Below are 26,348 nucleotides of genomic sequence, written 5' to 3'. Positions count from 1 at the left end.
GCGCGGCGGGCGAAAAATAAAATCTTTTGCTGGAACCATTAGCCCAAATCGGCAACACGCTCCGCCGTCCGGGAGACGAAATGGATGCAGGCGGCGCTCAATCCAGCCAGTTCTGTGCCCGCATCCAGGCCAGCAAGGCGGCGGCACGCGCACGCTCGAGCCCGAAACGCGCGCACAGCAGCGCCTCGCCGGCAGCTTTTTCCAGCGCATCGCCTCCCTCTCGACGCAAGGCGGCAAGCATGGGCGCCACCGCCAGACCATCGAGGTGCCAAACGCCGAGCGGCTGGTCGGGCGTCACCACGACGTCTTGCTCGACGATCCGCCCCGCGCACACCACCGGCCCGCGCGCAACACGCACGGTCTCCGGCCTCACCTTGGCGTGCAGCGGCAGGGCATCCGGCCAGCCGCGGCGCGCGGCCCAGAACGGCGCCTGCGGCCAGCGCGCTTCCTGAGCGTAGAAATCGCGCCCGATTCGGGCGAAGCGGTGGAACAGGTGCTCGATACGCCGCGTATGGAAGTGCTGCGCGAGCGCGGTGCGGCCCCGATCGTGACGGAGGGTAGCCACCACCGCCGGTGCCTGCAGCGCGGACGACAGCGCCTGGAAGATGCCGTTGCCCGAGAGCGGATCGACCGCCATCGCCGCATCGCCGACGCGGATCCAGTCGTCGCCGGCCACCGATTCGTTGAGCACCGCCGTGCTGGTGCGCGCGTGCGGTTCGCCGACCGGCTGCGCATCGCGGACGAAGGGCGCCGCCGCCTCGACCGCGTGAAACCGTGCGCTGCAGTAGTCGCCCAGGGCCCTTTTCGGCGGCAGGTCGGCGCTGGCAACGTCCACCGTCAGCTGCAGATAGCGCCGTCCATCGGCCAACGCGGCCATCCACATCCAGCCATCCTCGACGCTGAGAACGGTCGAGCCCGCCTCGCCCGCCGGTCCCTGCCAGTACTGCAGCAGCGACACCGTCTCCACTCCGCGCACCCGCGGCGCCCCCCCGCCGGGCGCGGCGCGGCCGCGCGCCTCGACGAGGAAGCCCGCCGCCATGCGGCGCGGCCCGGCATCGGTGTCGATCTCCAGCTCATGGCCCCCTGGCGCGGGGTGCAGCGCCGTCACCCGGCCGCGCACCACGGGCACGCCGAGGCGCTCCAAGTCCTCGAGCAGCCCCTGGTCGAAGCGCTGGCGGTCGACCAGGCTCTCCACGTTCGCCTCGGTGTAGGTGCCATTCCACACCGCCCGCCGCGGCGAAGGCGGCGCGAACGCCGTCAGCGCCCGCTGCAGGCCGAGGCCGCGCAGCGCGTCGATGACGCGCGCCGAGACGCCCTCGACCGCGGCGAAACGGCGCGGCTCGCCCACCAGCACCACCGGCTCGCCCATCCGCGCCAGTCCGATCGCCACCGCCGCGCCCGCGGGGCCGGCGCCGAGGATGACGATGCCGTCAGCCGCCATGCTGTCTTCTCCTCGGGTCGTCCACACCGTGGTGGCGCGCCTGCTCGACCAGCCAGGCACGCAGTGCGTCCGCGTCGCCGCCCCGCGCGAAGTGCCGCGCGGCCAGTCCGGTGAACCAGGCACAGGCCATGCTCGCACCCGCGCCGGCGAGGCTACCGTCGAGCGGCCGCACATGGGCACCGAAATCGATCTCGGCGGAGCCGATCGCGGCGAGCTCGCCGGGTGCGCAGCGCGCATCTCCGGTCACCCGCAGCACGCCCGGAAAACCCGCCGGATACACGGTCTGGCCGCGCGCGGGCGCCGCCGCGCACAGCACGGTGCCGGCCGCCAGTGCGCGCGCGCAGGCCTCGGCCAGCACCGGCCGCGGTTCGCGCAGGCCCAGACTCAGATTGACGAGCTGGGCGCCGTTCGCCACCGCCCAGTCGATCGCCGCCGCCACCTGCGCCGCGGTGGTCGTGAGGCGCTCGCGGAACACCTGGACGACCAGCAGCTCGGCCTGCGGCGCGCAATGCAGCAGGATCCCGGCCACGCGACCGCCGTGGCCGAGCGCGTCGGCGGTGGCCGGCGCCTGGCGCACGGCACGGTCTTCGAGCACCAGGGCGACCGCGTCCCGCACCTGCAGCGCCTGTGCTGGCGTGCACCCGCTATCGACCACGGCGATCCGCACCGTCATGACCGCACCGTCACCGCCGCCGGCGGCAGCACCTCGAGCCGCCCGCGCTCGAGGTGCACGCGCAGATCGCAACCGGCGAGCGTCGCCGCGCGGTGGCTGATCAGGATCCGCGTGCGTCCGGCGAAGAGCGCATCGACCTCGGCGATGATCGCCGCCTCGGTCGCCTCGTCGACCGCCGAGGTCGCCTCGTCGAGCACCAGGACGCACGGCTCCTGCAGCAGCGCACGCGCGATCGCGATGCGCTGGCGCTGGCCGCCGGAGAGCTGCTGACCGCGCTCGCCGAGCGCTGTCTCCAGCCCCTGTGGCAGGCTTGCGATCAAGGCGTCGAGGTGCGCCCGCCGCGCCGCGGCACGCACCGCCCCCTCGTCCGCCTGCGGCGCGGCGTAGCGGATGTTCTCGGCGAGCGTGCCGCGGAACAGCACGATGTCCTGGCTCACCACCGCCACCGCGCGGCGCAGCGCGCCGAGCGGCAGCGCGCGCAGGTCGGCGCCGTCGAGCCGGATGGTCCCGGCCTGGGGGTCGTAATGACGGTGCAGCAGGTCGATCAGCGTGGACTTGCCGACGCCCGAAGCGCCGCTCAGTGCGACCTTGCTGCCCGCGGGTACCGTCAGTCGGGCGCCGTCGAGCACCGCCTCGGCGCGTCCCTGGTGGTGGAAGACGACCGCATCGAACTCGATCCGGCCCTGCCACGCCGGCACGGCCCGCTGTGCCGCGCCGGGGGGCGCGCCATCCACGACGTCGGCCGGCGCCTCGCGCAGCTCGCTCACCCGCCGCAGACTCACGCTCATGCGCTGGATCGCGACATACAGGCCGAGCAGGCTGTTGACCGGCCCGGTGGCCATGCCGAGGTAGGTGGAGAACGCGATCAGCGCGCCGAGCTGCCAGCTGCCCTCGATCACCCACCAGCCGCCGATCATGAACGCGGCGGCGCGCGTCGCCGAGGTCAGCGTGGACGGGATCGCATGGGTGAGGAACTCGGTGCGCTGCAGGCGCAGCAGATCGTCGAGGTAGCGCGCGCCGAGATCGTCGAGCCGGCTGCGCTCGTCGGCCTCGCGGCGCGAAGCCTGGATGAACTTCATCGCCGGCAGGGTCTCGACCAGAAAGCTCGAGACATCCGCCGCGCGCTCGCGCACGGTGCGCGTGCGCGCCTCGACCTTGCGCCGCATCCGCCGCAACCACAGCGTCTCGAGCGGCACCAGCACCAGCACCAGCAAGGACAGCTTCCACGACAGGCTCAGCATCAGCGCCACCGCGCCGAGCAGGCCGATCACGCTGCTCACCGCTGCGAACAGGCTATCCACAGCGAAACGCTGGATCTCGGCGACGTCGCCGTCGAGGCGCGACAGCAGGTCGCCCATGCGCTGACGGCCGTAGAAGGCGGGCGACAGCGTCTGCAGGTGGCGATAGAGGTCGCTGCGCAGCGCGAACAGGATGGAGCCGGACAGACGGGTGTGCAATTGCCGGTTCACCCCGGCGAGCACGGTGCCGACGATGCCGACCGCGATCATCGCGCCGGCGACCATCAGCAGGGTGCGGTAGTCGCGCGCGAGCAGGCCCTCGTCGATCAGCAGCTTGGTCAGCCAGGGCTGCAGCAGCACCAGCAGGGTGGCCGCGCAGGAGAGCAGCAGCAGGCCGGCAATGCGGCGGCGCTGCGGGCGCACGAAGCCGTACAGCCAGCGCAGGCCGCGGCGCAACTCGTCGGGCCGCTCTGCATGGATCAGGCCGGCGAGCATGACCCGGCTCGCGACGACGACGCGTCCATCGGGCCCGCTGCGCATTGGCGGTCGCACGCGACGAAGAGGCGGCCAGGCACGCGCATCGCCCGCCTCAGCTCGCGACCAGCATGCCGTGCTCGCGCCGCGCCACACCGGCGCGCTCGAGCTCCTTCACCAGCCAGGCGGCGAGCGCATCGGCGTCGAGGCCGAGGAAGCGCGCGTTGGCGGTGCGGTACAGCGGGGTCTCGTCGAGATGCCGCGGCAGCTCGACGAGCGCCATGCTGCGCACCTCGAGCAGCTTGAAGGTGATGCAGGCGCGGATCGCGTTGCGTGCCATGCGCGCGCCGTCGTCCTCGAAGGCGCGGAGGCGCGCGAAGGCGCGCTCGAGCGCGTCGTCGAATTCGGCGAAGGGGGCCCCATGGCCGGGAATCACCGCATCCACCGCGAGCCGGCCGATCGCCTCCAGGGTGCGGCGCGCCTCGCCGAGCGCGTCGCCCTGGCCCATCACCTCGGCGAACAGGATGCCGAAGCCGTCGCGCCAGAGCGCATCGCCCGAGATGAGAATGCGGCGATCGGGGTTGTAGTAGGCGAGCGCGTCCATGTCGTGGCCGGGGGCGGCCACCGCCTGCCATTCGAGCTCGCCGGCGACGAAGCGCGCCCCGGCCGCGAGCGTCGCGTCATGGCGGAAGCGCTCGCCGGCCTGCGCGCCGACGCTCAGCAGCAGCGCCTCCTCGTCCCACTCCTCGACCGCGCGCGCCATGCCCTCGGGCACCGTGATGCTGCAGCCGAAGGCGCGCTGCACGCTGGCGTTGCCGCCGATGTGGTCGGAATGCGAGTGCGTGTTGATGAGGCGGCCGAGACTGCGGCCATCGAGCGCGGCGCGCACCAGCTTCACCGTCTGGTCGGCATGGCTCACGTAGCCGGAGTCGATCAGGGTCGCCTCGTCGCCGTCGAACAGGAGCACGTTGTTGGCCGACAGCCAGCCGCGCTCGAAGACCTGCAGGCTGGCAGGCAGATGCGGACGCGCGCTCAATCGCTGCCTTCCCCGACGCGGGCCGCGACGTTGGGCGGCAAGGGCACGCCGGCCGCCTGCGCCGGGGACGCCGCCGCATCGGGCTGCCCCGCGACCTGCGCTCCGGGCACCGGCGTGGGCACGCCGTTGATCTCTTCGGCAGTGCGACCGCAACCCAGGCACACGCCCGAGTCCCAATCGATCATGCACACGCCGACACAGAGCGCGTCGCCGCTCATGTGCGCAAGTCCACGGCGGGGGAAGCCGCGGCCAGGCGCGTGCGGCGCTCGGCCACGGCGGCGAGGATGGCGCGGCGGTCGTCGTCGGTGCTGCGGCCCCAGCGCGTGATCTCTTCGATCGTGCGTTGGCAGCCCTCGCACCAGCCCGTGTCGGGACTCATGCGGCAGAGGTTGATGCAGGGGGAAGGAACGCTCATGGCAGTCATCTCTGTAGGGCGGCGGGCGGGCCATGCGTGTGGTCCGCCTCGTGATCCGGAAGCCGGATTATGAAGCAGTCGGCAAGCCATGGCTCGCGAGGACCGCGTTCGACCGCCTCCCCGCCCGCGTCGCACGCACCCTCCGTCGCTTCATCCCGCGCTCAGGCGCAGGCCGTCTTGGCGCGCTTGGCCAGCACCGCACGCGCCACACGCGAGGCAGGCTCGCGGCCAAGCTGGGCGCTGATCCAGGCGGCGGTGTCGACGAGCGCCTCGAGATCGATGCCGGTATCGATGCCGAGCCCGTTCATCAACCAGACCACGTCTTCGGTGGCGACGTTCCCCGAGGCGCCCGCCGCATAGGGGCAACCGCCCAGGCCGCCGACCGAGGCGTCGAACACCGCCACGCCCATCTCCAGCGACGCGAAGACGTTGGCCACCGCCATGCCGTAGGTGTCGTGGTAGTGGCCGGCGAGCTTGTCCACCGGCACGCGCTTCGCCACCGCTTCGAGCATGCGCCGGATGCCGGCCGGGGTGCCGACGCCGATGGTGTCGCCGAGCGAGACCTCGTAGCAGCCCATCTCCAGCAGCGTCGCCGCCACGTCGGCCACCGCCTGCGGCGCGACCGCCCCCTCGTAGGGGCAACCCACCACGCAGGAGACGTAGCCGCGCACCCTCACGCCGGCCGCGTGCGCCGCCTCGGTGACCGGGCGGAAGCGTTCGAGCGACTTGGCGATCGAGCAGTTGATGTTCTTCTGGCTGAAGGACTCGGAGGCGGCGCCGAACACCGCAACCTCCCGTGCCCCGGCCGCCAGCGCGGCCTCGAAGCCCTTGAGGTTGGGGGTGAGCACCGGATAGGCGACGCCGGGCGCCGCAGCGGCGAGCACGCGCGGCAGCAGCTCGGCGTTGTCGCCCATCTGCGGCACCCACTTGGGCGACACGAAGGACGTGGTCTCGATCGCCTTCAGCCCGGCGCGCTCGAGGCGGCGCACGAGCTCGAGCTTGGTGTCGGTGGAGACGAGCTGCTTCTCGTTCTGCAGGCCGTCGCGCGGCCCCATCTCGACGATGCGGACGGCGGCGGGAAGGATGGAATTCGCCATGGAGGGGGTCTCCTCAAGAAGCGTTCAATTGGGCTGCAGGAGCAGCGATCAGCCGTCTTGGCCGATGCGGCCACGCCGACAAGAACACGCGAGCACGACAGACCCGCGATCAGGCGGTCTTCGCCTCGTCGAGCCCGAGCTCTTCCTTCATCCTCTGGCGGATCAGGAACTTCTGGATCTTGCCGGTCACCGTCATCGGGAAGCTGTCGACGAAGCGGATGTAGCGCGGGATCTTGTAGTGGGCGATCTGGCCCTTGCAATACTCGCGCACCTCGTCCTCGGTGAGGCGCTCGCCCTCGCGCGGGATGATCCAGGCGCACAGCTCCTCGCCGAACTTCTGGTCGGGGATGCCGACCACCTGCACGTCGAGCACCTTGGGGTGGGCGTAGAGGAACTCCTCGATCTCGCGCGGATAGATGTTCTCGCCGCCGCGGATCACCATGTCCTTGATGCGGCCGACGATGTTGCAGTAGCCCTCGTCGTCGATCACCGCGAGGTCGCCGGTGTGCATCCATCCGCCGGCGTCGATCGCCTCCTTCGTCCTGGCCTCGTCGTCCCAGTAACCGAGCATCACCGAATAGCCTCGGGTGCACAACTCGCCGGACTGGCCGCGCGGCACGATGCGGCCCTCGTTGTCGACGATCTTCACCTCGAGATGGGGCTGGATGCGGCCCACGGTGGATACGCGGCGGTCGATGGGGTCGTCGGTGCCGCTCTGGAAGCTCACCGGCGAGGTCTCCGTCATGCCGTAGGCGATGGTCACCTCGGACATGTTCATCTTGCCGATCACCCGCTTCATGACCTCGATCGGACACGGGCTGCCGGCCATGATGCCGGTGCGCAGGCTGGAAAGGTCGAACTCCGCGAAGCGCGGATGATCGAGCGCGGCGATGAACATGGTGGGCACGCCGTAGAGGCCGGTGCATTTTTCCTGGGCCACGGTCTCCAGCACCGCCAGGGGCTCGAAGGCCTCGCCCGGATAGACCATGGTGGCGCCGTGGGTCAGGCAGCCGAGGTTACCCATCACCATGCCGAAGCAGTGATAGAGCGGGACCGGGATGCACAGCCGGTCGCCGGGCATCAGCTTGATCGCCTCGCCGACGAAGAAGCCGTTGTTGAGGATGTTGTGGTGCGACAGGGTCGCACCCTTGGGGTGGCCGGTGGTGCCGGAGGTGAACTGGATGTTGATCGGGTCGTCGAACTGCAGCTTCTCGGACAGCACGGCGAGCGCGGTCAGTTCCTCGCGGCTGGGCGCGCGCAGCAAGTCGTCGAAGCTCATCATGCCGGGCGACTTCTCTGCGCCCATGCGGATCACCATCTCCAGGCTGGGCAGGCGGTGGCTGCGCAGCAGGCCGGGCTCGCAATGGCCGAGCTCGGGCGCAAGGTCGGCGATCATCTCGAGGTAGTTGCTGGTCTTGAAGGCGGGCGACAGGATCAGCGCGCGGCAACCGACCTTCTCGAGCGCGTATTCGAGCTCGGAGCGGCGGTAGGCGGGGTTGATGTTCACCAGCACCAGGCCGGCCTTGGCGCTGGCGAACTGGGTCAGCGCCCACTCCATGTTGTTCTGCGACCAGATGCCGATGCGCTCGCCCGGTTCCAGGCCGAGGCGCATCAGGCCGCAGGCGAGCGCGTCGACCTTGCTCTTGAGCTGCGCGTAGGTCAGGCGCACGTCCTGGTGACGCACCACCAGCGCCTCGCGGCCGGCGTGGCGGGCGCAGGCCTCGTCGAAGAAGCGGCCGATGGTCTGGCCGATCAGGGGTTTGGCGGAAGCGCCGTGCACATAGCTCGCAGTGCTGCTCATCGTGTCGTCCTCTCTCCTGTTCTTGTCGTCGCGCGGCATGTCGCGCTCGCAATCCTGTCCATCCCGTGCCCGCGCCACCACGGAACCGCTTCATTCGCGACTTGCGTCGCTCCTACACGGCGCCCCAGACGCGCGCACGGTTTCCGTCATCACCGACCCACCCCATCGCAAGCGGGCGGGGAGCCCCACACGCGCGCGGTTTTCCGGCATCGCCGACGCACCCCATCGCAGGTGGGCAGGAAGCGCCAGATGCCCGGCGCTTCCCGTACGAGCGACGCAAGTCGCGATCGGGCGGCTGCGCGGCACAGGCGTGGCGCCGGTGCGCCCTGCGGCATGCTTGGACGCCTCCTGCGGAAAACCGCCGCGCCTCGGGGGCCATGTGGGAGCGACGCCAGTCGCGATTGCCGCCGGGCACCCGCGACCGCGCCGAACAGGCGCAGGCGCCCCGCCACGGCGTTGGCCTCAAACCGCCGCGGCTTCGAACTCCACCAGCTCGGCACCGTCGCCGACCTGGTCGCCGACGCCGAAGCGGAAGGCCTTGACCGTGCCGGCCGCCGGCGCGGTGATGGTGTGCTCCATCTTCATCGCCTCCAGGATCAGCAGCGGCGCGCCCTTCTCCACCTTCGCCCCCTCTGCGGCGACCAGCGCGATCACCTTGCCCGGCATCGGCGCCATCAGCCCGCCCTCGGCGCCACCGCCCTCGCCACCGTGGTGCAGCGGGTCGACCGCGGCCAGTTGCCAGGCGCGGCCCCTGGCGAAGACGTGGCGACGGCCGGCGGCGGCGATCACGGTGGCGTCCATGCGGGTGCCGTCGAGCTCGACCCGCAGCAGGCCGCGCGGGTTGAGCTCGCCGCGCGCGACCACGCTGCTGCTGCCCACCGTCAGCCGCCAGGCGCCGGGCAGGTAGGCCACCTCGACCGCGCGCTCGCTCTCGCCGTGGCGGAACAGCAGGCTGCGGCAGGCGGTGGCGTTCATGCGCCAGCCGTCGCGGGCATGCCAGGGCGAGGCCGGATCGGCGCCGCGCGCCGCGCGGCGGTCGGCGAAGGCGGCGTCGCGCAGCAGCTCGGCAAGCGCGGCGATCTGCAGGACCTCGGCCGGCACGGCCTCGTCGGCTGGAAACAGGTAGGCCTTCTCGCGCTCGATGAGCCCGGTGTCGAGGTCGGCGCCGGCGAAGGCCGGACAGGCCGTGAGGCGCGACAGGAACTCGATGTTGTTGGCCACGCCCACCACCCGGTAGTCGGCGAGGGCCTGCAGCATGCGGGCGAGCGCGCGGTCGCGGTTGATGTCCCACACGATCAGCTTGGCGATCATCGGGTCGTAGTGCGGGCTGATCTCGTCGCCCTCCTCGACGCCGGTGTCGACGCGCACGTGCAGGCTCTCGGCCGGCGGCGCCAGATGCACCAGCTTGCCGGTCGAGGGCAGGAAGCCCTTGGCCGGGTCTTCGGCGTAGATGCGCGCTTCCAGCGCATGGCCGCGGATCTGCAGTTGCTCCTGCGCCAGCGGCAGCTTCTCGCCCGAGGCGACGCGCAGCTGCCACTCGACGAGGTCCAGCCCGGTGATCATCTCGGTGACCGGGTGCTCGACCTGCAGGCGGGTGTTCATCTCCATGAAGTAGAAGGAACCGTCCTGGTTGGCGATGAACTCCACCGTGCCCGCGCCGACATAGCCCACCGCCTTGGCCGCATCGACCGCGGCCTTGCCCATCGCGGCGCGGCGCTCGAGCGTCATGCCGGGCGCGGGGGCTTCTTCGAGCACCTTCTGGTGGCGGCGCTGCACCGAGCAGTCGCGCTCGAACAGGTACACCACGTTGCCGTGGGTGTCGCCGAAGACCTGGATCTCGATGTGGCGCGGCTTGGTGATGTACTTCTCGACCAGCACGTGGTCGTCGCCGAAGCTGGAGATCGCCTCGCGCTTGCAGGAGGCGAGCAGATCGATGAAGTCCTCCGACCTGTCGACCAGGCGCATGCCCTTGCCGCCGCCGCCGGCCGCAGCCTTGATCAGCACCGGGTAGCCGATGGCGTCGGCCTGCTGGTGCAGCCAGGCCGGGTCCTGGTCGTCGCCGTGGTAGCCGGGCGTCAGCGGCACGCCGGCCGCCTCCATCAGCTTCTTGGCCTCGGACTTCGAGCCCATGGCGCGGATCGCCGACACCGGCGGGCCGATGAAGACGATGCCTTCGCGCTCGCAGGCGTGGCAGAAATCCTCGTTCTCGGACAGGAAGCCGTAGCCGGGGTGGATGGCCTGGGCACCGGTCTGCTTCGCGGCGGCGATGATCTTGTCGATCACCAGGTAGCTTTCGCGCGCCGCCGCCGGGCCGATCAGCACCGCCTCGTCGGCCAGGCGCACGTGGCGGGCATTGGCGTCGGCCTCGGAATACACCGCGACGGTCTTGATGCCCATGCGGCGGGCGGTCTTGATGACGCGGCAGGCGATTTCCCCGCGGTTGGCAATCAGGATCTTGTCGAACATTTCGTCTCCAGCGTGTCTTGTGTCGGTTCGGCGCGTCGGCCGCTCAAGCCTGCGCGATCCACGCCGCGGGGCGCTTGTCGAGGAAGGCGGCCAGGCCTTCCTTGGCCTCGGGCGTGGCGCGCAGGCTGGCGATGCGGCGCGCGGTGTCTTCCACCAACGCATCGCTCAGCGGCCGGTTGGCCACCGCGCGGATCAGGTCCTTGGCCGCGGCCTGCGACTTCGGACCGCCCTGCAGCAGGGCCTCGACGACCTCCTTCACCTTGGCGTCCAGTTCCTCGCTCGCCACCGCCTCGTGCGCGAGACCGAGCTCGGCCGCGCGCGCCGCGCCGATGCGCTCGGCGGTCTGGAAGTAGCGGGTGGCCTGACGCTCGCCGATGGCGCGGATCACGTAGGGGCTGATCGCCGACGGGATGATCCCGAACTTGACCTCGGAGGTCGCGAACACCGCCTTGTCCCCGGCGATGCAGATGTCGCAGGCGCTCGCCAGGCCCATGCCGCCACCGAGCGCCGCGCCATGCACGCGCGCGATGGTGGGCTTGTTCATCTCGGCCAGGGTGCGCAGCATGCCGGCAAGCTTCATCGCATCGGCGAAGTTCTCTGCCTCGCTCGCCTCGCCGGCAGCCTTCATCCAGTTGAGGTCGGCGCCAGCCGAGAAGCTTCTTCCCCGCCCGGCCAGCACCACCGCGCGCACTGCCTGGTCGGCATCCAGTTCGATGCAGGCCGTCGTGAGGTCGGCGATCAGTTGCGCGTTGAAGGCGTTGTGCACGTCCGGGCGATTCATCCAGATCGTCGCCACGCCGGCTGCGCGCACGATCTCCAGGGTCTCGTAGCTCATCTCGCCCCCTTACATCCGGAACACACCGAACTTCGTCTGCGGGATCGGCGCGTTGAGCGTGGCCGACAGCGACAGGCCGAGCACGCGGCGCGACTGCGCGGGGTCGATCACGCCGTCGTCCCACAGGCGGGCGGTGGCGTAGTAGGGATGACCCTGCACCTCGTACTGCTCGCGGATCGGCGCCTTGAAGGCTTCTTCGTCTTCCTTGCTCCAGGTGCCGCCCCTGGCCTCGATGCCGTCGCGGCGCACCGTGGAGAGCACGCTCGCGGCCTGCTCGCCGCCCATCACGCTGACGCGCGCGTTCGGCCACATCCACAGGAAGCGCGGCGAGTAGGCGCGGCCGCACATGCCGTAGTTGCCGGCACCGAAGCTGCCGCCCATGATCATGGTGATCTTCGGCACCTGCACGGTGGCGACCGCGGTGACCATCTTGGCGCCGTCCTTGGCGATGCCGCCGTTCTCGTACTTGCGCCCGACCATGAAGCCGGTGATGTTCTGCAGGAACAGCAGCGGGATGCCGCGCTGGCCGCACAGCTCGACGAAGTGCGCGCCCTTCTGCGCCGACTCGCCGAACAGGATGCCGTTGTTGGCGACGATGCCCACCGGGTAGCCGTAGAGGCGGGCGAAGCCGGTGACCAGGGTGGTGCCGTAGCGCGGCTTGAACTCGTCGAAACGCGAGCCGTCGACGACGCGCGCGATGACCTCGCGCACGTCGTAGGGCTTGCGCGGGTCGGCAGGGATGATGCCGTAGATCTCCTCGGGGTCGCAGGCGGGTTCCTCGCTGTCGGCGAGCGCCAGTTCGACCTCCTTGCGCTGGTTGAGGTTGGAGACGATGCGGCGCGCAATGTGGAGCGCGTGGCTGTCGTTCTCGGCGAGGTAGTCGGCCACGCCCGAGATGCGCGTGTGCACGTCGCCGCCGCCGAGGTCCTCGGCGCTCACCACCTCGCCGGTGGCCGCCTTCACCAGCGGCGGACCGCCGAGGAAGATCGTGCCCTGGTTCTTGACGATCACCGCCTCGTCCGACATCGCCGGCACATAGGCACCGCCCGCGGTGCACGAGCCCATCACCACCGCGATCTGCGGGATGCCCTGGGCGGACATGTTGGCCTGGTTGAAGAAGATGCGGCCGAAGTGGTCGCGGTCGGGGAAGACCTCGTCCTGCGTCGGCAGGTTGGCGCCGCCCGAGTCGACGAGGTAGATGCAGGGCAGGCGGTTGGCCTGGGCGATCTCCTGCGCGCGCAGATGCTTCTTCACCGTCATCGGGAAATAGCTGCCGCCCTTCACGGTGGCGTCGTTGGCCACGATCATGCATTCGAGGCCCTGCACGCGGCCGATGCCGGCGATCACGCCGGCGCTCGGCGCGTCGTTGTCGTACATGCCGTAGGCCGCCATCTGGCCGATCTCGAGGAAGGCCGTGCCGGGGTCGAGCAGGTGGCCGACGCGGTCGCGCGGGAGCAGCTTGCCGCGCGCGGTGTGCTTGGCGCGCGCCGCCTCGCCGCCGCCGAGGCTGACCTCGGCGGCCTTGGCGCGCAGGTCCTCGACCAGGCCGCGCATGGCGGCGGCGTTGGCCTGGAAGTCGGCGCTGCGGGTGTTGATGCCGGATTTGATCACGCTCATGGGGGTGGCTCCGCTCAACGGGTCTCGGAGAAGAGTTCGCGGCCGATCAGCATGCGGCGGATCTCGCTGGTGCCGGCGCCGATCTCGTACAGCTTGGCGTCGCGCCACAGGCGGCCGGTGGCATATTCGTTGGTGTAGCCCACGCCGCCGAGGGTCTGGATCGCCTCGCCGGCCATCCAGGTGGCCTTCTCGGCGGTGTACAGGATCACACCGGCAGCGTCCTTGCGCAGCGTGCGCGCATGGTCGGTGCGGTCGCAGGCCTGGCCCACGGCGTAGGCATAGGCGCGGCAGGCGCTCCAGGTGGAGTACAGGTCGGCGACCTTGCCCTGCATGAGCTGGAACTCGCCGATCGGGGTGTCGAACTGCTTGCGCTCGTGCAGGTAGGGCACCACCACGTCCATGCACGCCGCCATGATGCCGAGCGGGCCGCCGGAGAGCACCGCGCGCTCGTAGTCCAGGCCGCTCATCAGCACCTGCACGCCGCGACCGATGTTGGCCTCGCCGCCGAGCACGTTCTCCGCCGGCACCTCGACGTCGTCGAAGAACAGCGGGAAGGTGTTGGAGCCGCGCATGCCGAGCTTGTCGAGGTGGGTGCCGTGGCTGAACCCCTTCATGCCCTTCTCGATGATGAAGGCGGTGATGCCCTTGGGGCCGGCGGCGATGTCGGTCTTGGCATAGACCACCAGGGTGTCGGCGTCGCCGCCGTTGGTGATCCACATCTTGCTGCCGTTGAGGATGAAGCGGTCACCCTTGCGGTCGGCGCGCAGCTTCATGCTCACCACGTCGGAGCCGGCGTTGGGTTCGGACATCGCCAGCGCGCCCACGTGATCGCCCGAGATCAGTTTGGGCAGGTACTTCTGCTTCTGCGCCTCGGTGCCGTTGCGGCGGATCTGGTTGATGCACAGGTTGGAGTGCGCACCGTAGGACAGGCCCACCGAGGCGGACGCGCGCGAGATCTCCTCCATCGCCACGATGTGCGCCAGGTAGCCCATGTCGGTGCCGCCGTACTCCTCGCTCACCGTCATGCCATGCACGCCGAGGTCGCCGAGCTTCTTCCACAAGTCGGCGGGGAACTCGTTGACGCGGTCGATCTCGGCCGCGCGCGGGGCGATCTCGGCGGCGCAGAAGGCCTGCAGGGTGTCGCGCAGGGCGTCGATGGTCTCGCCGAGGTTGAAGTTCAGGCTGGGCACGTTCATGGGGTGTCTCCTTCTCGAGGTTGTCCTGGCGCGTGGGGCGGTGCGCGGAAAATCCATTATGGACGGCGCACGCCCGCGGATGGGGCGAGATTAACCGGGCCGCTCGCGCGGCGAGTGCCATCGAGGTTGCAATTCGTGCCACGCCGGCTAGCATTCCGGCACATGAAGATCCTCGCCCCCTCGCCCGCCGAACTCACCCGCGGCCGCGCCGCCACGCCGATCGCCTTCATCCGTGCGATCGTTGCCGGGTATCGGCTGCGGGGCATGGATCCGGCCAGCGCGCTGGCGCAGGCGCAGATCCCGCCCGCGCTGCTGGAAGATCCGGCCGCACATGTCACCGCCGCGCAGATGGAGCTGCTCTCGGGCGTGGCGATGCAGGAGCTCGACGACGAGGCGCTGGGCTGGTTCTCGCGCCGCCTGCCCTGGGGCAGCTACGGCATGCTCTGCCGCGCCTCACTGACCTCGCCGACGCTGGAGGTGGCGCTCAAGCGCTGGTGCCGTCACCACCGCCTGCTGACCGAGGACATCGTCTTCGAGCTCGCGCAACGCGGCGGCATGGCTACGATCCACGTCGCCGAGCACGCCGGACTCGGCGAGCTGCGCGAGTTCTGCCTCGTCAGCACGCTGCGCTACCTGCTCGGCTACGCCTGCTGGCTGGTCGATTCGCGCATCGCGCTCGGCGAGGCCGCCTTCCCCTTCCCTGCCCCGGCGCACGCCGACGCCTACGCCTACCTCTTCGCCGGCCCGGCGCGTTTCTCCGCCGCGGCCGCCTGCATCCGCTTCGACGCGCGCTACCTCGCCCTGCCGGTGCGCCGCGACGAGAAGGCGCTGCAGGCCATGCTGCAGCGTGCGCTGCCGCTCACCGTGCTGCAGTACCGCCGCGACCGCCTGCTGGTGCATGGCGTCGCGCAATTGCTCGCCGCCAACCCCGCCGCCGCCCACACCGCCGAGGAGGTTGCCGCACAGCTCAACCTGTCGGTGCGCACCCTGCACCGACAGCTCAAGGAAGAAGGCGTGTCGCTGCAGCGCCTGAAGAACGCGGCGCGGCGCGAACATGCGGTGAAGCTGCTGCTGCAGAGCGCCAGACCGGTGAAGCAGATCGCGGCCGCGGTCGGCTTCGACAGCGAGAAGAGCTTCGCACGCGCGTTCCGGGAATGGACCGGGGTGGCACCGAGCACGTTCAGGGCAGGCGGTGGAGCTGCTTCAATGCACGCGGACACCCACGCAAAGCCGCTGGGGTCGATCGCCCCCGACGACACCCTCGAATTCGACGACGAGCCCGGGCAAGCAGGCTCATCCCCGCTCGCCCCTGCCCCGCGTCCGCATTGAAGCCTCCTCGACCAGAGGACGCCCCAGCGGTCGCCACGAAAGCCTAGAGCAGGTTGCTCGGGTTGTTGCACACCGACCTCGGCACCGGCGGCACCGGAGCCCGCCCGGACAGGTCGATCGTCGCCCCGTAGTAGGAAGTGGAATTCGCAAACGGCGCCACGCGCTGGCCGACTTCCAGCCGGAATGGCGCTCTTCCCGGCGCGCTGCCCGAGAAGACACGCTGCCACTCGCCGGCGCCGAACTCCTCGCAAGCGAGTTCGATCAGCTTCACACCGCGCGCCCGCATCGCGCCGACGATGTCATAGGGTGGCTCGGCGCCGACTTCGCTCCAGTTGACACCCAGCGTCCTTGCCGCAGGCGCACCGGTGACCGACAGCTCGAATTTGCCCAGGCGGCCGCTCGCAGAGAGCTCGCGCGAGCGCTGCTTGGCCGCCCAACGGATCCCGACCAAGCGTTGCCGCAGCATCGCCAGCGGCACCGCCTCACCCGCCGACGCCGGCAAGGCGGCCAGCAGCGCATCGGTCGCCGCGGCGCTCGCGTCGATCTTGACCCAATCCACCGCGCACTGCTCGTCGACCCAGCGCACCGCATCGGCGCTGCGCGACACATAGGCCTGACGACAGTCGGCCAGGAAGCGCGCGCGCGCGCCGGGTGCCACGACGAGGGGAACGGGAGCCGGACCCGCCGTCACAAGGGCAGGCGCTCCTGCCTTTTCGGCCACCGGACCCGACGTCACGGCGGCGGATTCTGCCGACGCGGTCGCAGTCGGGGCCTTCGCGTCGCTCACGGCGATCGCCTCGCCGAAGCCATGCCCGTTCCAGGCCAATTGCGCTGCGCACTGCGTGCGGGCGTCGGCGCCTGCGCCGCACGCGGCCCCCTGGCGGGCGATCTGCAACTTGGCCGGCTTGCCGGCGAGCACGCGATAGCCGACGAGCTGGTCGGAATAGACCCGGCGCGCGTCGTTGCGCGCGTCGACGACGAAGAGGTCCACCCGCGCGCGCGCACCCTTGCGGAACTGGCCCGGCCGGCCAACGCAGTCGTAATCACCCTCGGAGAGCAGATAGTCGAGCCGGCCATCGCCAGTGAAGTCCTGCGCCACGACGTACCGCCCTTCCCCCGGGCGCCCGCCGGCAGCAGCGCAACGCCGGTCGAGCTCGTTCATGTGATCGAGCACCACGCTCGGAATCGGTGGGCGTGCCTGCGCGAATACCGCCGAAGCGACGCAGAGGCCGAGAACGAGCGAGGAGAACTTTGCGGGCATGGCAGCAACCTCCGGGTGGCTTCTGCAGCCTAGACGCTGCACCAGCGACGGGCAAGGCGCCTGCCAGAATGCGCCCTTACCCCATCTCGCCGCGCTTCACGAACACATGGTGCGTCGCCACCGTCTCCAGCACCTCGAACACCCCGTTGAAGCCTGCCGGGATCACGCACGCCTCGCCCGGCCCGAATTCGCGCGCCAGACCGCCCTCGTCGGTGATGCGGACGCGTCCCGAGAGCACATGGAAGAACTCGTCGGTGTCGTCGGCGAAGGCGATCCGCCACGCGTCCGGCTCGCAGCCCCACAACCCGGCGGACATGCCGTCGCGCTCGAAGTGGTTCCAGGTGGCGCGCCGCGGATTGCCCGCGACCAGGCGCTCGGGGCGCGGGTAGTCGAAGCTGGGGCGCGTGTCCGCGGTGGCGAAGGCGGGGAGGGTCTTGTACATGGCGGTGTGCGGGGGTGGAATGTCACGAGGGCCCCGACTCTAGCCGGGGCCCCGACGAGTCTCCCGATCCCGCTGAAATATCCGCCTTGGCGGACGAGGAGGAAGGCCCCAGCCATTGCACGATCCTGCGCAGCCACGGGCGATCCTTGCTCTTCGTCTCGCACTCCCAGACGACCTCGACATCCCAACCCGCCTCCCTGAGCGCTCGTTCGACACGTGCGTCGCGCTCCCGGTTTGCGAGGGCTTTCGCATTCCAGAACTCGACGTTGGTACTTGGACGTCGCAGACCATGGCGACACTCGTGCGCGTGCCAAAAACAACCGTTCACGAACACGACCTTGCGGCGTGAAGGAAAGACCAGATCGGGGGTCCCGGGAAGGTCCCCGACATGCAAGCGATATCGATAGCCCATGGCGTGCAAGGTGCGGCGCACGATAAGCTCCGGCTTGGTGTCATTGCCTCGTATGCGCGCCATCAGCGCACTACGGGCGCCCTTGCTGAGAACATCCGACATGGCGAAACCGAACAAGAAAGTCGAAACCAGCCCCAGGGGGGGCGATGAAGTGCTGAAGCTCGTCCTCGGGACCTCTCTCCCGAGGCCGGGCTCGGACTCGCCTCAAGGAGAAAAGACGAAATATGCAGTGCGCTTCGCCGACCGAATGGCCGAAGAGTTGGCCGCAGACCTCGCCCCTTTATTCCCGGGCATCGAAGCGAGCACTGCTCGCAGCGCGCCGTCGAGCAAGGGAAAAAAACAGCTCGATATCAACTTCTCGACACCGAAACTCGGGCTCGCACTTGGAATATCGCTGAAGTCCGTCCACATCAGGGAAGGGGGAAACGCGGGCCGCTACACGCACAACATGAAGCGGAACGACGAGGAACTCGGAATCGAAGCGACCATTTATCACGAACGTCAGCCCTACGCAGTGATGGTAGCAATCCTCTTCCTGCCTTTCGACAGCTGTCTGGATGCGAAGACGAAAGCCACGCCTTCTTCATTCGGAAGCTGGGTAAGGAAACTACGTGGGCGGGTCGGTCGCTCCGAGCCCGACGACCGGACATCCCTGTTCGAGAAGGGCTACATCGGACTGTACGAGCCCGACGGTAGCGCGCTTGCGTTCTTCGACATCCAAGCCGCTCCGCCGAAACAAGGCATCCCTCGACGCGATGGCGAACTATCGGGAGCAGACGGGCTTCCTCGCAGACTCTTGTCGTACGAAGAACTGACCGGACAGATCTACGCAGCGTACCAGCAGCGCAACCATACGGAGTTCCGCTGGGAGGATGGCGAAGTCGAAATCCTCTCCCCGGGGGAAGAGGACAGTTGAGATTCAGGCAGCCTGCCTGAAGTGCGGAGGCGGATATCCCCCGCTCCTCATGCGTTCGAGGTGGGCAGAAACAGCATCGATGAAACCGGGAGCGAAATTGAGTTTCGCCGCCTGCGTGCGTTTGTAGAAGCCATTCGTGGCTTTCTCGCTCAGCAGTTCGAAATCGTCCTGCATCACGTCGAGCAGGCCGGGCGGCCGAAGGCCGAGCGCATCGGGAGAAATCTCCACCGCATATCGGCGGGTACCGTCGAAGCGTGCCGCACGTGGCGCCTTGCCATCGACCGGAAACTCGCGATCTCGAAGGCGCACGTAACCGCCCGGCTGGTTGATCCTGCTCCCGATCCATCGCGGGACAGGAACGCTCACCGCATTACCCACCAGGGCCCATCGTAGCGAACCTTTTCCGACGATCTCCGCAGGTTCGGTCCAGCCGTCCTCGAAGCCTTGGAGACGCTCGGCCGTACGAAGCCCGGGCTTCACGATCCGTCCGTCGGGAAGCAGCACTGCCGGAGGCGACGCGATACCGATCGTGCTTCCGTTCTTGAGAGTCGGCACCGAGTCGACCGCCCATCCGAGACCGCGGAGGCCTTCGGTCCAATAGAAGCCGTGGGCAAGTCTGCCGAGCGAGGTCTGCGGACGCTCGATCGGGGCATCGTCGGAGAGGAGGATCGATGAAGGGTCGATACCCGACTCTCGCGAGGCCGCCACGAGGTAGACCCGCTCGCGCCGTTGAGGCAATCCGAACGAATAGGTGTCCAGCACTCGATAAGCCCACAGATATTGCAGGCGCTCGAACTCGTCCACGATCGCGCGCATCGCACCGCCTCGGCCCAATTGCAGCATGAAGGGCACGTTCTCGACGATCACGAGCGGTACCGGGCGATGCTGTCTCCTGGAGCCTTCGAGCAGACGGAAGACTTCGCCGATCAATCCCGAGCGATGCCCCGCCAAGCCCGCAGTTCTTCCCGCCTGAGACAGGTCCTGACAAGGGAAACCCGCCGTCACGATCTCTGTTTCCCTACCGAGCGAGCCGAGCGCCACGACATCGGACACCAGATCCGCCTCCGGGAAACGCGACCGCAAGACCGCTTGCGAAGTCGGGAGGATGTCGCAAAGGAGATCCGCCCGATGGCCCGACTCCGCCAGTCCCAGTTCGAAGCCGCCGATTCCTGCGAAAAGCCCAGCGACACGCACCTCGATCTCCTGTTTATTTATTCAGTAAAGAGTGTAACCTCATCTTGTCTCGATAGAAAGAGCAGGCCACCGACAGCTCTTCCCTTACCGGGTTCGCAAAGAACAACGGGGGCGTGTCGACGTTCGAGGCCTGCACTATATCCTCTATCGTCGGCGTACTCGAGCGACAAGGCGAGTCTGTGGACCTTCAAGATCGGCCGCAGCACTTGTCGCATGTTTTTCTGAACGGCAGCCGATCGGGCGAGGCGGGAACCGGGGTATTCATGCCGGTTACCGCTCCGCTGTGGGGGCGCCCGGAATCTTCCGGTTCCGCCCGGCGAGCACTCCCAGCCCCGCCATCCCCAGTGCCAACCCCAGGCACACCCTGAGCGGCAGACTCCAGTCCTGCGTGGCGTCGCGCAGCCCGCCGATCAGCGGCGGACCGAAGGCGGCGAGGAGGTAACCGACGCACTGCGCCATGCCCGACAGGGCCGCAGCCTGACGTGGATCGTGGGTGCGCAGGCCCATGAACATCAGCGCCAGGATGATGCAGGCGCCCGCACCGAAGCCGACCAGCGACACCCACAGGCCCGCCAGCCCGGGCAGCCATTGCAGGCCGAGCAGGCCTGCGGCGACCAGCAGCGCCATCGCCAGGGCGACGAGCTTCTGGTCGGGCAGGCGCTGGATCAGGGGCCCGAGCATCAGCCCGGGCAGCGCCGAGGCGAGCTGCATCCAGCCGTGCAGCGAGCCCGCCTCGACGGCCGAATAGCCGCGGCTGGCGAGGATGGCGGGCAGCCAGCCGATCATCACGTAGTAAACGAAGGAGTTCAGGCCCATGAACAACGTCACCTGCCAGGCCAGTGCGTGGCGCCAGATCGGGCCGCCGGGCGCGGCCGAGGCGCCGGTCGGGGCTGCCGCCGCGTGGCGGCCGAGCTGGGGCCACCACAGCAGCAGCGCGCCGACCGGCAGCACGACCATCGCCAGCAGCGCACCCGACCAGCCGACCCCGCCTTGGCTCGCGAGCGGAAACACGGTCGCCGAGGCGAGCGCCGCGGCCACTCCCATGCTCAAGGCGTAGGCACCGGTCACGCTGGCGATCCGGCTCGGGAAGTCGCGCTTCAACAGCGCTGGCAACAGCACGTTGCCGATCGCGATGCCGGCCCCGATCACCGCCGTGCCGGCGAAGAGGCTCCACACCAGTCCTGCCGAACGCAGCACGACGCCGGCCGCGATCAGCGCCAGCGCGCCGAACAGCGCACGCTCCAGCCCGACGCGACGCGCCAGCCAGGGCGCGAGCGGCGACACCAGCGCAAAGGCGAGCAGCGGCAGCGTGGTGAGCAGACCAGCGCGTGCGGTATCGAGCGCGAACACCTCCTGGATCATCGCCAGCACCGGCGCAAGCCCGGTGACCGGCGCGCGCAGGTTGGCTGCGATCAGCAGGATGCCGGTCAGCAGCAGCGCCGCGCGCAGGCCGCCGGAGGACCGCTGGCGGAGCCGGGAAGCGCGGGGCGGCGAGACGGGAGACGAGGAAGACGGGGACGGAGAAGAAGGCGGTCTCATGGGCGACCTCCGCAAGCTTGTTCTGGATGGTGTCGAGCTTACGGATTTACCGGGCGGAGAGATCTGGATAGATTGCCAACTTGTCTTGAAATCCGGCCAAGCCATGCCCGCGGACGCTTCCTGGCGCAGCTTCGATCCCGACCACAACACCCGCCCCGTGATCGCGCTGCGGGTGGAAGTGCCCGAGAACGACGACGAAGCCCCCCTGCACCGGCACCGCAAGGGACAGCTGGTACTGGCGCTGCGCGGCGCGGTGATCTGCGAAGTCCCCGGCGCGGTGTGGTTGGTGCCGCCCCACTGCGCGGTGTGGGTGCCGGGCGACCTGCAGCACAGCAACCGCGTCACGCCCAACGCCCGCATCTGCCTGCTGTTCGTCGAGCCCGGCGCCGCGGCCCTGCCCGACCACCCGTGCACGCTGGCGATCTCGCCGCTGGTGCGCGAGCTCGTGCAGCACCTCGCCGGCCTCCCCCGCGAGTATCCGCCCGACAGCCCCACTGCCCGCCTCGCCGGCGTGCTGCTCGATGAACTCGCGAACATGCCGGTCGGGCGCCTGCATCTGCCGATCTCCGACGATCCGCGCTTGCGCCGCGTCGCCGACATGCTGATCCGCGACCCGGCCGACCGCAGCACCCTGCCCGAGTGGGCGCAGCGCCTGGCGATGAGCGAGCGCAGCCTGGCCCGCCTGATGCGACGCGAAACCGGCCTCAGCTTCGGGCGCTGGCGCCAGCAGCTGCAGCTGCTGGTGGCGCTGCGCGAACTGTCGGGCGGCGCCAGCGTGCAACAGGTCGCGGCAGAGCTGGGCTACGAGTCGGTCACCGCCTTCATCACGATGTTCAAGAAGGCGCTCGGGCGGCCGCCGGCGCGCTACCTCGCTGCGCTGACGCGGGCGCGAGCCGCGTGAAGACGAACACCACTTCGGCCATCGCGAAGTGCTCGCGGATCGTGGTCGTCAAAACCGCAGCGCGACGCGTTTCCGGCGCCTCGAGCCAGCGGCCGTGGCGAGAACTCGCTACCTACCGATCTTCCACCATGAACGTGCGCACACTTCACCTGCCATATTTCACGACGAGATCGGAAATGTACTTACGCAGCCCTTCCTGGAGATCCTGCTGCCTCTTCCAGCGGATCGTGGGCACGTCCCCGACATCGAACGGCACCTCCGCACCTTCCCTGACCGTCACGATCACATCCTTCCCCAAGCCCTTTGCTCACGATGGGGTGGACCGCCCCCGCCATCTCCACATGCATGCGGGATGCCAACGCAGCATGCATTGCATCGAGATCTGTCCGCATTTTGCCATCAGCCTAGCCAGATCAGGCGATCCGCCTCGATCATTTTTCATGTGCATCATCGATCAGCCCGATACTCCTTAACCTCTCGTACAGTCGCACCAGATCGGCCAGCGTTCGAACCCCCAACTTTCTGGCGACATTATGGCGGTGAACTTTTATGGTGACTTCGGCAACCCCGAGACACCCCGCAATCTGCTTGTTCAACAAACCTTTTGCAATAAGAGGAAATACTTCCTTTTCTCGATCCGTAAGACCCTCGTACTTCTTCCACACTTTGTCCGCTTCCGCCTTGTGCTCCCGGACCTCCTGATTAATATTCAGCGCTTTATTGATTACATCAAGCAGCTCGTCATCACGAAAAGGCTTGGGAAGAAATTCCAGCGCACCCGACTTGATGGCGCGAACCGCCATGGGAATATCCCCATGACCGGTAATGAAGATGATTGGAATATCGACACCTTTCTCTATTAGCGCATGCTGGAGATCAAAGCCGCTCATGCGTGGCATCCGAACATCAAGAACCAAGCAGGCGCACGCTTCAGAACGGATGTGATCCAAGAACTCCCGCGCCGACGAAAATGTCTCCACGTTGAGACCGACCGAGCGGACCAAACTGGAAATTGCTTCGCGCATGGAGCGATCGTCATCGACCAGATAGACAGTCGCTGCATCTATTGTCGGGCACATGGGCTAACCATCTCCTCTGTGGGCAAGGTGAAGAAGAAGGTGGCCCCGCCCTCCGTGGAAGGGGGTAAGACATCAAGGCGGCCGCCATGCGCCTCAATGATTGACCGACTGATTGCAAGCCCCAGGCCAAGCCCCTCCACCTTGCTCGTATAAAACGCCTCAAAGATCCTTTCGGCCTCGTCGGCGGCAAGACCTGGGCCAGAGTCCTGGACGAATACGATCAGTTTATTTCCCTCGGACTGTCGAGCGAAAATCGAGAGCACGCGCCGATCAGAGCGCCCGCAAACAATGGACTCCATTCCATTGAGGCATAAATTCAGAATGACCTGCTGCAGCTGAACCTTATCCGCAATCACCGGCGCCAATCGATCCGGCGCCTCGTAGCGAACATCGATGCAGTGGCTGCGCGCCATATCACCGACGATCGCAACGACATCCGCAATGACCTGGGAAATATCCACTGGCGTTCGCTGCCCCTCTCCCCGCTTAAGAAAATCGCGGATACGCTTTATTATTTCACTCGCACGATTGGCGTCATAAATTGTTCTTCGCAGCGCCTCTACGGCCTCCAGCAGATTGCTCGGGTTGAAAGCAAGCCAGCGCAACGCTGCCTGGCCATTTGTCACAATGGCGGCAAGCGGCTGATTCAACTCATGAACAATCGACGCCGCCAATTCACCCATTGCTGTTACGCGCATGACCCTGATCAACTTCTCCCTTGCTCTTGCCAGTTCGGTTTCAGTCTGAATTTTCTCCGTAATATCATCGAAGATTCTGAGCAACATCGGAGGCTGATTGGCCAGCCCCGGTATAAGTGACGCCCGCACATTCGCCCACACCAGCCTACCGTCTTTGTGTCGACATTGTCGCTGGACTTGATAATCCTCCACGCGACCGCTGATCAGGTTCAATACCCTCGATTGCATTGTTTCGCGGTCGGACTCAGGAATGAGCTCCGATATTGAGACAATTTTCAGCTCATCCTCTGTATATCCGACCATTTTTTGAAATGCGTGATTCGCAGAAAGGACAAGGCCGTCAATATTTGTCAACACGATCCCTGCAGCGGAACTTTCATACACGGCACGCCAGCGCGACTCGGACTCCTGCAATGCAGCATGGCTCCGCTGCAATGCTTGGCGATTTCCAATGATCTGCTGCGTCAACTGCGATAAATCGTCGCTTTGGCTGGCGAGCTCCCTTTGCAGGGCGTCGCGAGCCCGCTTCATGGTGACCAGATTTCGCACGCGTGCGCGCAATTCCGTGGCCGAGAATGGCTTGACCACGTAATCCTGCACCGACTCCGCCAGCAATTTTATTCTCAGCCCATCGTCCGCCTTGGCCGAAAGCACCAAGATCGGGACATTGGCCGAATCCGCTCTTGAACGTATCTCCTTCACCAGAAACTGGCCGCTCACCTTGGGCATCATCAAGTCGGTGATGACCAGATCCGGAGGAGACGCGGCGATCAGGCTCAGTGCCTCCGCGCCATCGGCGGCAACGCTGATCTGATACTCGTCAATCAGCACCCTGCCTATGAAACTGCGCATGTCTTGGTTGTCTTCGACAATCAGGACACGTGGACGGTTGCCGACTGCCTCATCGCCAGTCCATGCATTCCGTTCTTCGCGAGCCGATTCGCCGACATCAAACGGCGCAGAGATCGTTTCACTGGCCGGCGCTACGGCGCTGACATATATCCCGGGAGGCGCATGACGCGGCAATTCGATCTGGAATAGCGCGCCCCCCCCGGGAGCATCGGACACGACCACCATTCCCCCGTGCAAGTTGACGAATTCTTTCACTATCGTCAAACCCAGCCCGGTTCCTCCAAAATGCCGGGCGTCGACATCCCCACCCTGCCTGAAGCGACCAAAAATCTCATTCCGTTGATCAGCGGGGATCCCGGGACCACCATCCTGAATGCTGAGCAAGATCCTGTCGGCACCGGCCTCACTCAATGAACAGCGAATGCGCCCGCCGTCGGGGGAGAATTTAAAGGCGTTGGACAAGAGATTCAGCACGATCCGCTCGTATTTCTCAACGTCAAGCTCCACCTCCATTGAGGCCGGGATATCCATGACATATGTAATGGACCTGTACTCCGCCAAGGCTTCGAAATGCGCACAAATCACCCTCGTAACCGCGGAGAGGTCGACGCGAGCATAGTGGAGCCGCAGCTTTTCCGCCTGTAGCTTTGCGAGATCGAGAAGATCGTTCACATACTTGAGTAATGTGACGGCATTCCGTTTGACGACCCCCATGTCGCGACGCTGCACTTCTGAACCATGTCCAGACTCGGCGAGTAGCGACTCGATGGAGCCAAGTATCAGGGAAAGCGGCGTACGCAACTCGTGACTCAAATTGGCAAAGAACTCATCTTTTGCCTCATCCAGCTGACGAACCTTCTCGAGCAAGTGCTGCAACTCTTCGTTTTTTCGCGCCAGCTCCGCTTCCGCTCGCTTCTTGTCGGTGATGTTCCTGCCTTCGGGGAGCAAGAACACAACCCGTCCATTGCGGTCGCGGATTGGAAGAATGGAGTAGTCGACAACAATCGTTTCTTCGCCAAACGCTCGACCATAGATTTCCACATCACAACGGACAAACTCACCGGTGCTTGCGCGCTCGATAAGCTTGCGCTGCTCTTCCTGGGTTTCCCTCGATACTTGCCACCACCTGGCCTCCCAGAACGGCTTGTCACGGATGTCTTCCAGCCGAATTCCCGCTCCATCCAATGCGGCTTGATTTATTTCAAGCGTTCTCCCATTGGCATCGAGAAGGCCGACAAATTCATAAAGCCCATCAAGCACGACGCGGGCCAGCTTTTCCCGATAGGTTTGAACGTCGTCGACAGCGCGCAACGTCACATCGCGAACCTGCAGAGCCACCGGGAGATCCGATTCCGCTTTGTTGTTCGAAGTCATGGTGAAGTCCGTCTACATGTCAATCGTGAAACCGTGCCAAGACAACGCCGGAAGGCGCCGTA

23 protein-coding genes are annotated in these 26,348 nt (G+C 67.4%); 3 read left to right on the top strand and 20 right to left on the bottom strand.

Annotated features, from left to right (window positions below):
- Positions 1–97 precede the first annotated feature (97 nt).
- The 12 genes from qhpG to ACZ5PP_RS16005 form a co-directional block, all read right to left on the bottom strand.
- Positions 98–1,441: a flavin-dependent monooxygenase QhpG gene (qhpG, locus tag ACZ5PP_RS16060; RefSeq protein ID WP_012584625.1), complete on the bottom strand. Its 1,344-nt coding sequence runs from the start codon at positions 1,439–1,441 to the stop codon at positions 98–100.
- A complete protein-coding gene (qhpE, locus tag ACZ5PP_RS16055) occupies positions 1,431–2,114 on the bottom strand; it encodes a subtilisin-like serine protease QhpE (protein ID WP_004315446.1) in 684 nt (227 codons plus the stop codon). The genes qhpG and qhpE overlap by 11 nt, the downstream gene beginning before the upstream one ends.
- Positions 2,111–3,847 (bottom strand): ABC transporter ATP-binding protein, encoded by a 1,737-nt coding sequence (locus tag ACZ5PP_RS16050; protein ID WP_004315444.1) that lies wholly within the window; start codon positions 3,845–3,847, stop codon positions 2,111–2,113. Before ACZ5PP_RS16050 ends, qhpE begins: the two co-directional genes overlap by 4 nt.
- Positions 3,848–3,941: 94 nt before the next feature.
- A complete protein-coding gene (locus ACZ5PP_RS16045; protein ID WP_004315441.1) occupies positions 3,942–4,862 on the bottom strand; it encodes an MBL fold metallo-hydrolase in 921 nt (306 codons plus the stop codon).
- On the bottom strand, positions 4,859–5,080 hold the full coding sequence (locus ACZ5PP_RS16040) for a DUF1289 domain-containing protein (RefSeq protein WP_004315439.1): 222 nt from the start codon (positions 5,078–5,080) through the stop codon (positions 4,859–4,861). The genes ACZ5PP_RS16045 and ACZ5PP_RS16040 overlap by 4 nt, the downstream gene beginning before the upstream one ends.
- Positions 5,077–5,277 (bottom strand): DUF1289 domain-containing protein, encoded by a 201-nt coding sequence (locus tag ACZ5PP_RS16035; protein ID WP_004315437.1) that lies wholly within the window; start codon positions 5,275–5,277, stop codon positions 5,077–5,079. The genes ACZ5PP_RS16040 and ACZ5PP_RS16035 overlap by 4 nt, the downstream gene beginning before the upstream one ends.
- Before the next feature lie 161 nt (positions 5,278–5,438).
- Positions 5,439–6,374 (bottom strand): hydroxymethylglutaryl-CoA lyase, encoded by a 936-nt coding sequence (locus ACZ5PP_RS16030; RefSeq protein ID WP_004315436.1) that lies wholly within the window; start codon positions 6,372–6,374, stop codon positions 5,439–5,441.
- Positions 6,375–6,483: 109 nt separating this feature from the next.
- A complete protein-coding gene (locus ACZ5PP_RS16025) occupies positions 6,484–8,175 on the bottom strand; it encodes an AMP-binding protein (RefSeq protein ID WP_040829322.1) in 1,692 nt (563 codons plus the stop codon).
- Positions 8,176–8,637: 462 nt separating this feature from the next.
- On the bottom strand, positions 8,638–10,641 hold the full coding sequence (locus ACZ5PP_RS16020; RefSeq protein ID WP_012584619.1) for an acetyl/propionyl/methylcrotonyl-CoA carboxylase subunit alpha: 2,004 nt from the start codon (positions 10,639–10,641) through the stop codon (positions 8,638–8,640).
- Positions 10,642–10,684: 43 nt separating this feature from the next.
- Positions 10,685–11,476: an enoyl-CoA hydratase/isomerase family protein gene (locus ACZ5PP_RS16015; RefSeq protein WP_464826295.1), complete on the bottom strand. Its 792-nt coding sequence runs from the start codon at positions 11,474–11,476 to the stop codon at positions 10,685–10,687.
- 9 nt (positions 11,477–11,485) lie between these two features.
- Positions 11,486–13,093, bottom strand: a complete 1,608-nt coding sequence (locus ACZ5PP_RS16010; RefSeq protein WP_464826294.1) for a carboxyl transferase domain-containing protein — start codon at positions 13,091–13,093, stop codon at positions 11,486–11,488.
- 14 nt (positions 13,094–13,107) lie between these two features.
- On the bottom strand, positions 13,108–14,289 hold the full coding sequence (locus ACZ5PP_RS16005; RefSeq protein WP_012584617.1) for an isovaleryl-CoA dehydrogenase: 1,182 nt from the start codon (positions 14,287–14,289) through the stop codon (positions 13,108–13,110).
- A gap of 162 nt (positions 14,290–14,451) precedes the next feature.
- On the opposite strand from ACZ5PP_RS16005, the gene ACZ5PP_RS16000 reads away from it, so the two are divergent.
- The gene (locus ACZ5PP_RS16000; protein ID WP_464826293.1) at positions 14,452–15,618 is read left to right on the top strand and encodes an AraC family transcriptional regulator; all 1,167 of its coding nucleotides are present in this window, start codon (positions 14,452–14,454) and stop codon (positions 15,616–15,618) included.
- A gap of 43 nt (positions 15,619–15,661) precedes the next feature.
- On the opposite strand, the gene ACZ5PP_RS15995 is transcribed toward ACZ5PP_RS16000, so the two are convergent.
- From ACZ5PP_RS15995 to ACZ5PP_RS15985, 3 genes are all read right to left on the bottom strand, one after another.
- Positions 15,662–16,879: a hypothetical protein gene (locus tag ACZ5PP_RS15995; protein WP_464826292.1), complete on the bottom strand. Its 1,218-nt coding sequence runs from the start codon at positions 16,877–16,879 to the stop codon at positions 15,662–15,664.
- Positions 16,880–16,955: 76 nt separating this feature from the next.
- A complete protein-coding gene (locus ACZ5PP_RS15990; protein WP_464826291.1) occupies positions 16,956–17,321 on the bottom strand; it encodes a cupin domain-containing protein in 366 nt (121 codons plus the stop codon).
- 22 nt (positions 17,322–17,343) lie between these two features.
- Positions 17,344–17,835, bottom strand: coding sequence for a very short patch repair endonuclease (locus ACZ5PP_RS15985; protein ID WP_464826290.1), 492 nt, complete (start codon positions 17,833–17,835; stop codon positions 17,344–17,346).
- Here ACZ5PP_RS15985 and ACZ5PP_RS15980 point away from each other — a divergent pair.
- Positions 17,834–18,649 (top strand): hypothetical protein, encoded by an 816-nt coding sequence (locus tag ACZ5PP_RS15980; protein WP_464826289.1) that lies wholly within the window; start codon positions 17,834–17,836, stop codon positions 18,647–18,649. The two genes, ACZ5PP_RS15985 and ACZ5PP_RS15980, sit on opposite strands and share 2 nt — an antisense overlap.
- Before the next feature lie 3 nt (positions 18,650–18,652).
- Here the strand turns inward: ACZ5PP_RS15980 and ACZ5PP_RS15975 are convergent, their stop codons facing one another.
- Entirely contained in the window at positions 18,653–19,843 is a 1,191-nt protein-coding gene (locus tag ACZ5PP_RS15975; RefSeq protein WP_464826288.1) for a DNA cytosine methyltransferase, read from the bottom strand.
- A gap of 270 nt (positions 19,844–20,113) precedes the next feature.
- Positions 20,114–21,382, bottom strand: coding sequence for an MFS transporter (locus tag ACZ5PP_RS15970; RefSeq protein WP_464826287.1), 1,269 nt, complete (start codon positions 21,380–21,382; stop codon positions 20,114–20,116).
- 103 nt (positions 21,383–21,485) lie between these two features.
- On the opposite strand from ACZ5PP_RS15970, the gene ACZ5PP_RS15965 reads away from it, so the two are divergent.
- Complete coding sequence (locus ACZ5PP_RS15965) at positions 21,486–22,283, top strand: AraC family transcriptional regulator (protein ID WP_464826286.1); 798 nt, start codon at positions 21,486–21,488, stop codon at positions 22,281–22,283.
- 145 nt (positions 22,284–22,428) lie between these two features.
- On the opposite strand, the gene ACZ5PP_RS15960 is transcribed toward ACZ5PP_RS15965, so the two are convergent.
- From ACZ5PP_RS15960 to ACZ5PP_RS15950, 3 genes are all read right to left on the bottom strand, one after another.
- Positions 22,429–22,563: a hypothetical protein gene (locus ACZ5PP_RS15960; RefSeq protein ID WP_464826285.1), complete on the bottom strand. Its 135-nt coding sequence runs from the start codon at positions 22,561–22,563 to the stop codon at positions 22,429–22,431.
- A 151-nt stretch (positions 22,564–22,714) separates the two neighbouring features.
- A complete protein-coding gene (locus ACZ5PP_RS15955) occupies positions 22,715–23,362 on the bottom strand; it encodes a response regulator transcription factor (RefSeq protein WP_464826284.1) in 648 nt (215 codons plus the stop codon).
- Entirely contained in the window at positions 23,347–26,286 is a 2,940-nt protein-coding gene (locus tag ACZ5PP_RS15950) for an ATP-binding protein (protein WP_464826283.1), read from the bottom strand. Before ACZ5PP_RS15950 ends, ACZ5PP_RS15955 begins: the two co-directional genes overlap by 16 nt.
- Between the last annotated feature and the right edge of the window lie 62 nt (positions 26,287–26,348).

This window comes from Thauera sp. DNT-1, assembly GCF_055393985.1.
This window is presented reverse-complemented; position numbering and strand designations above follow the sequence as displayed.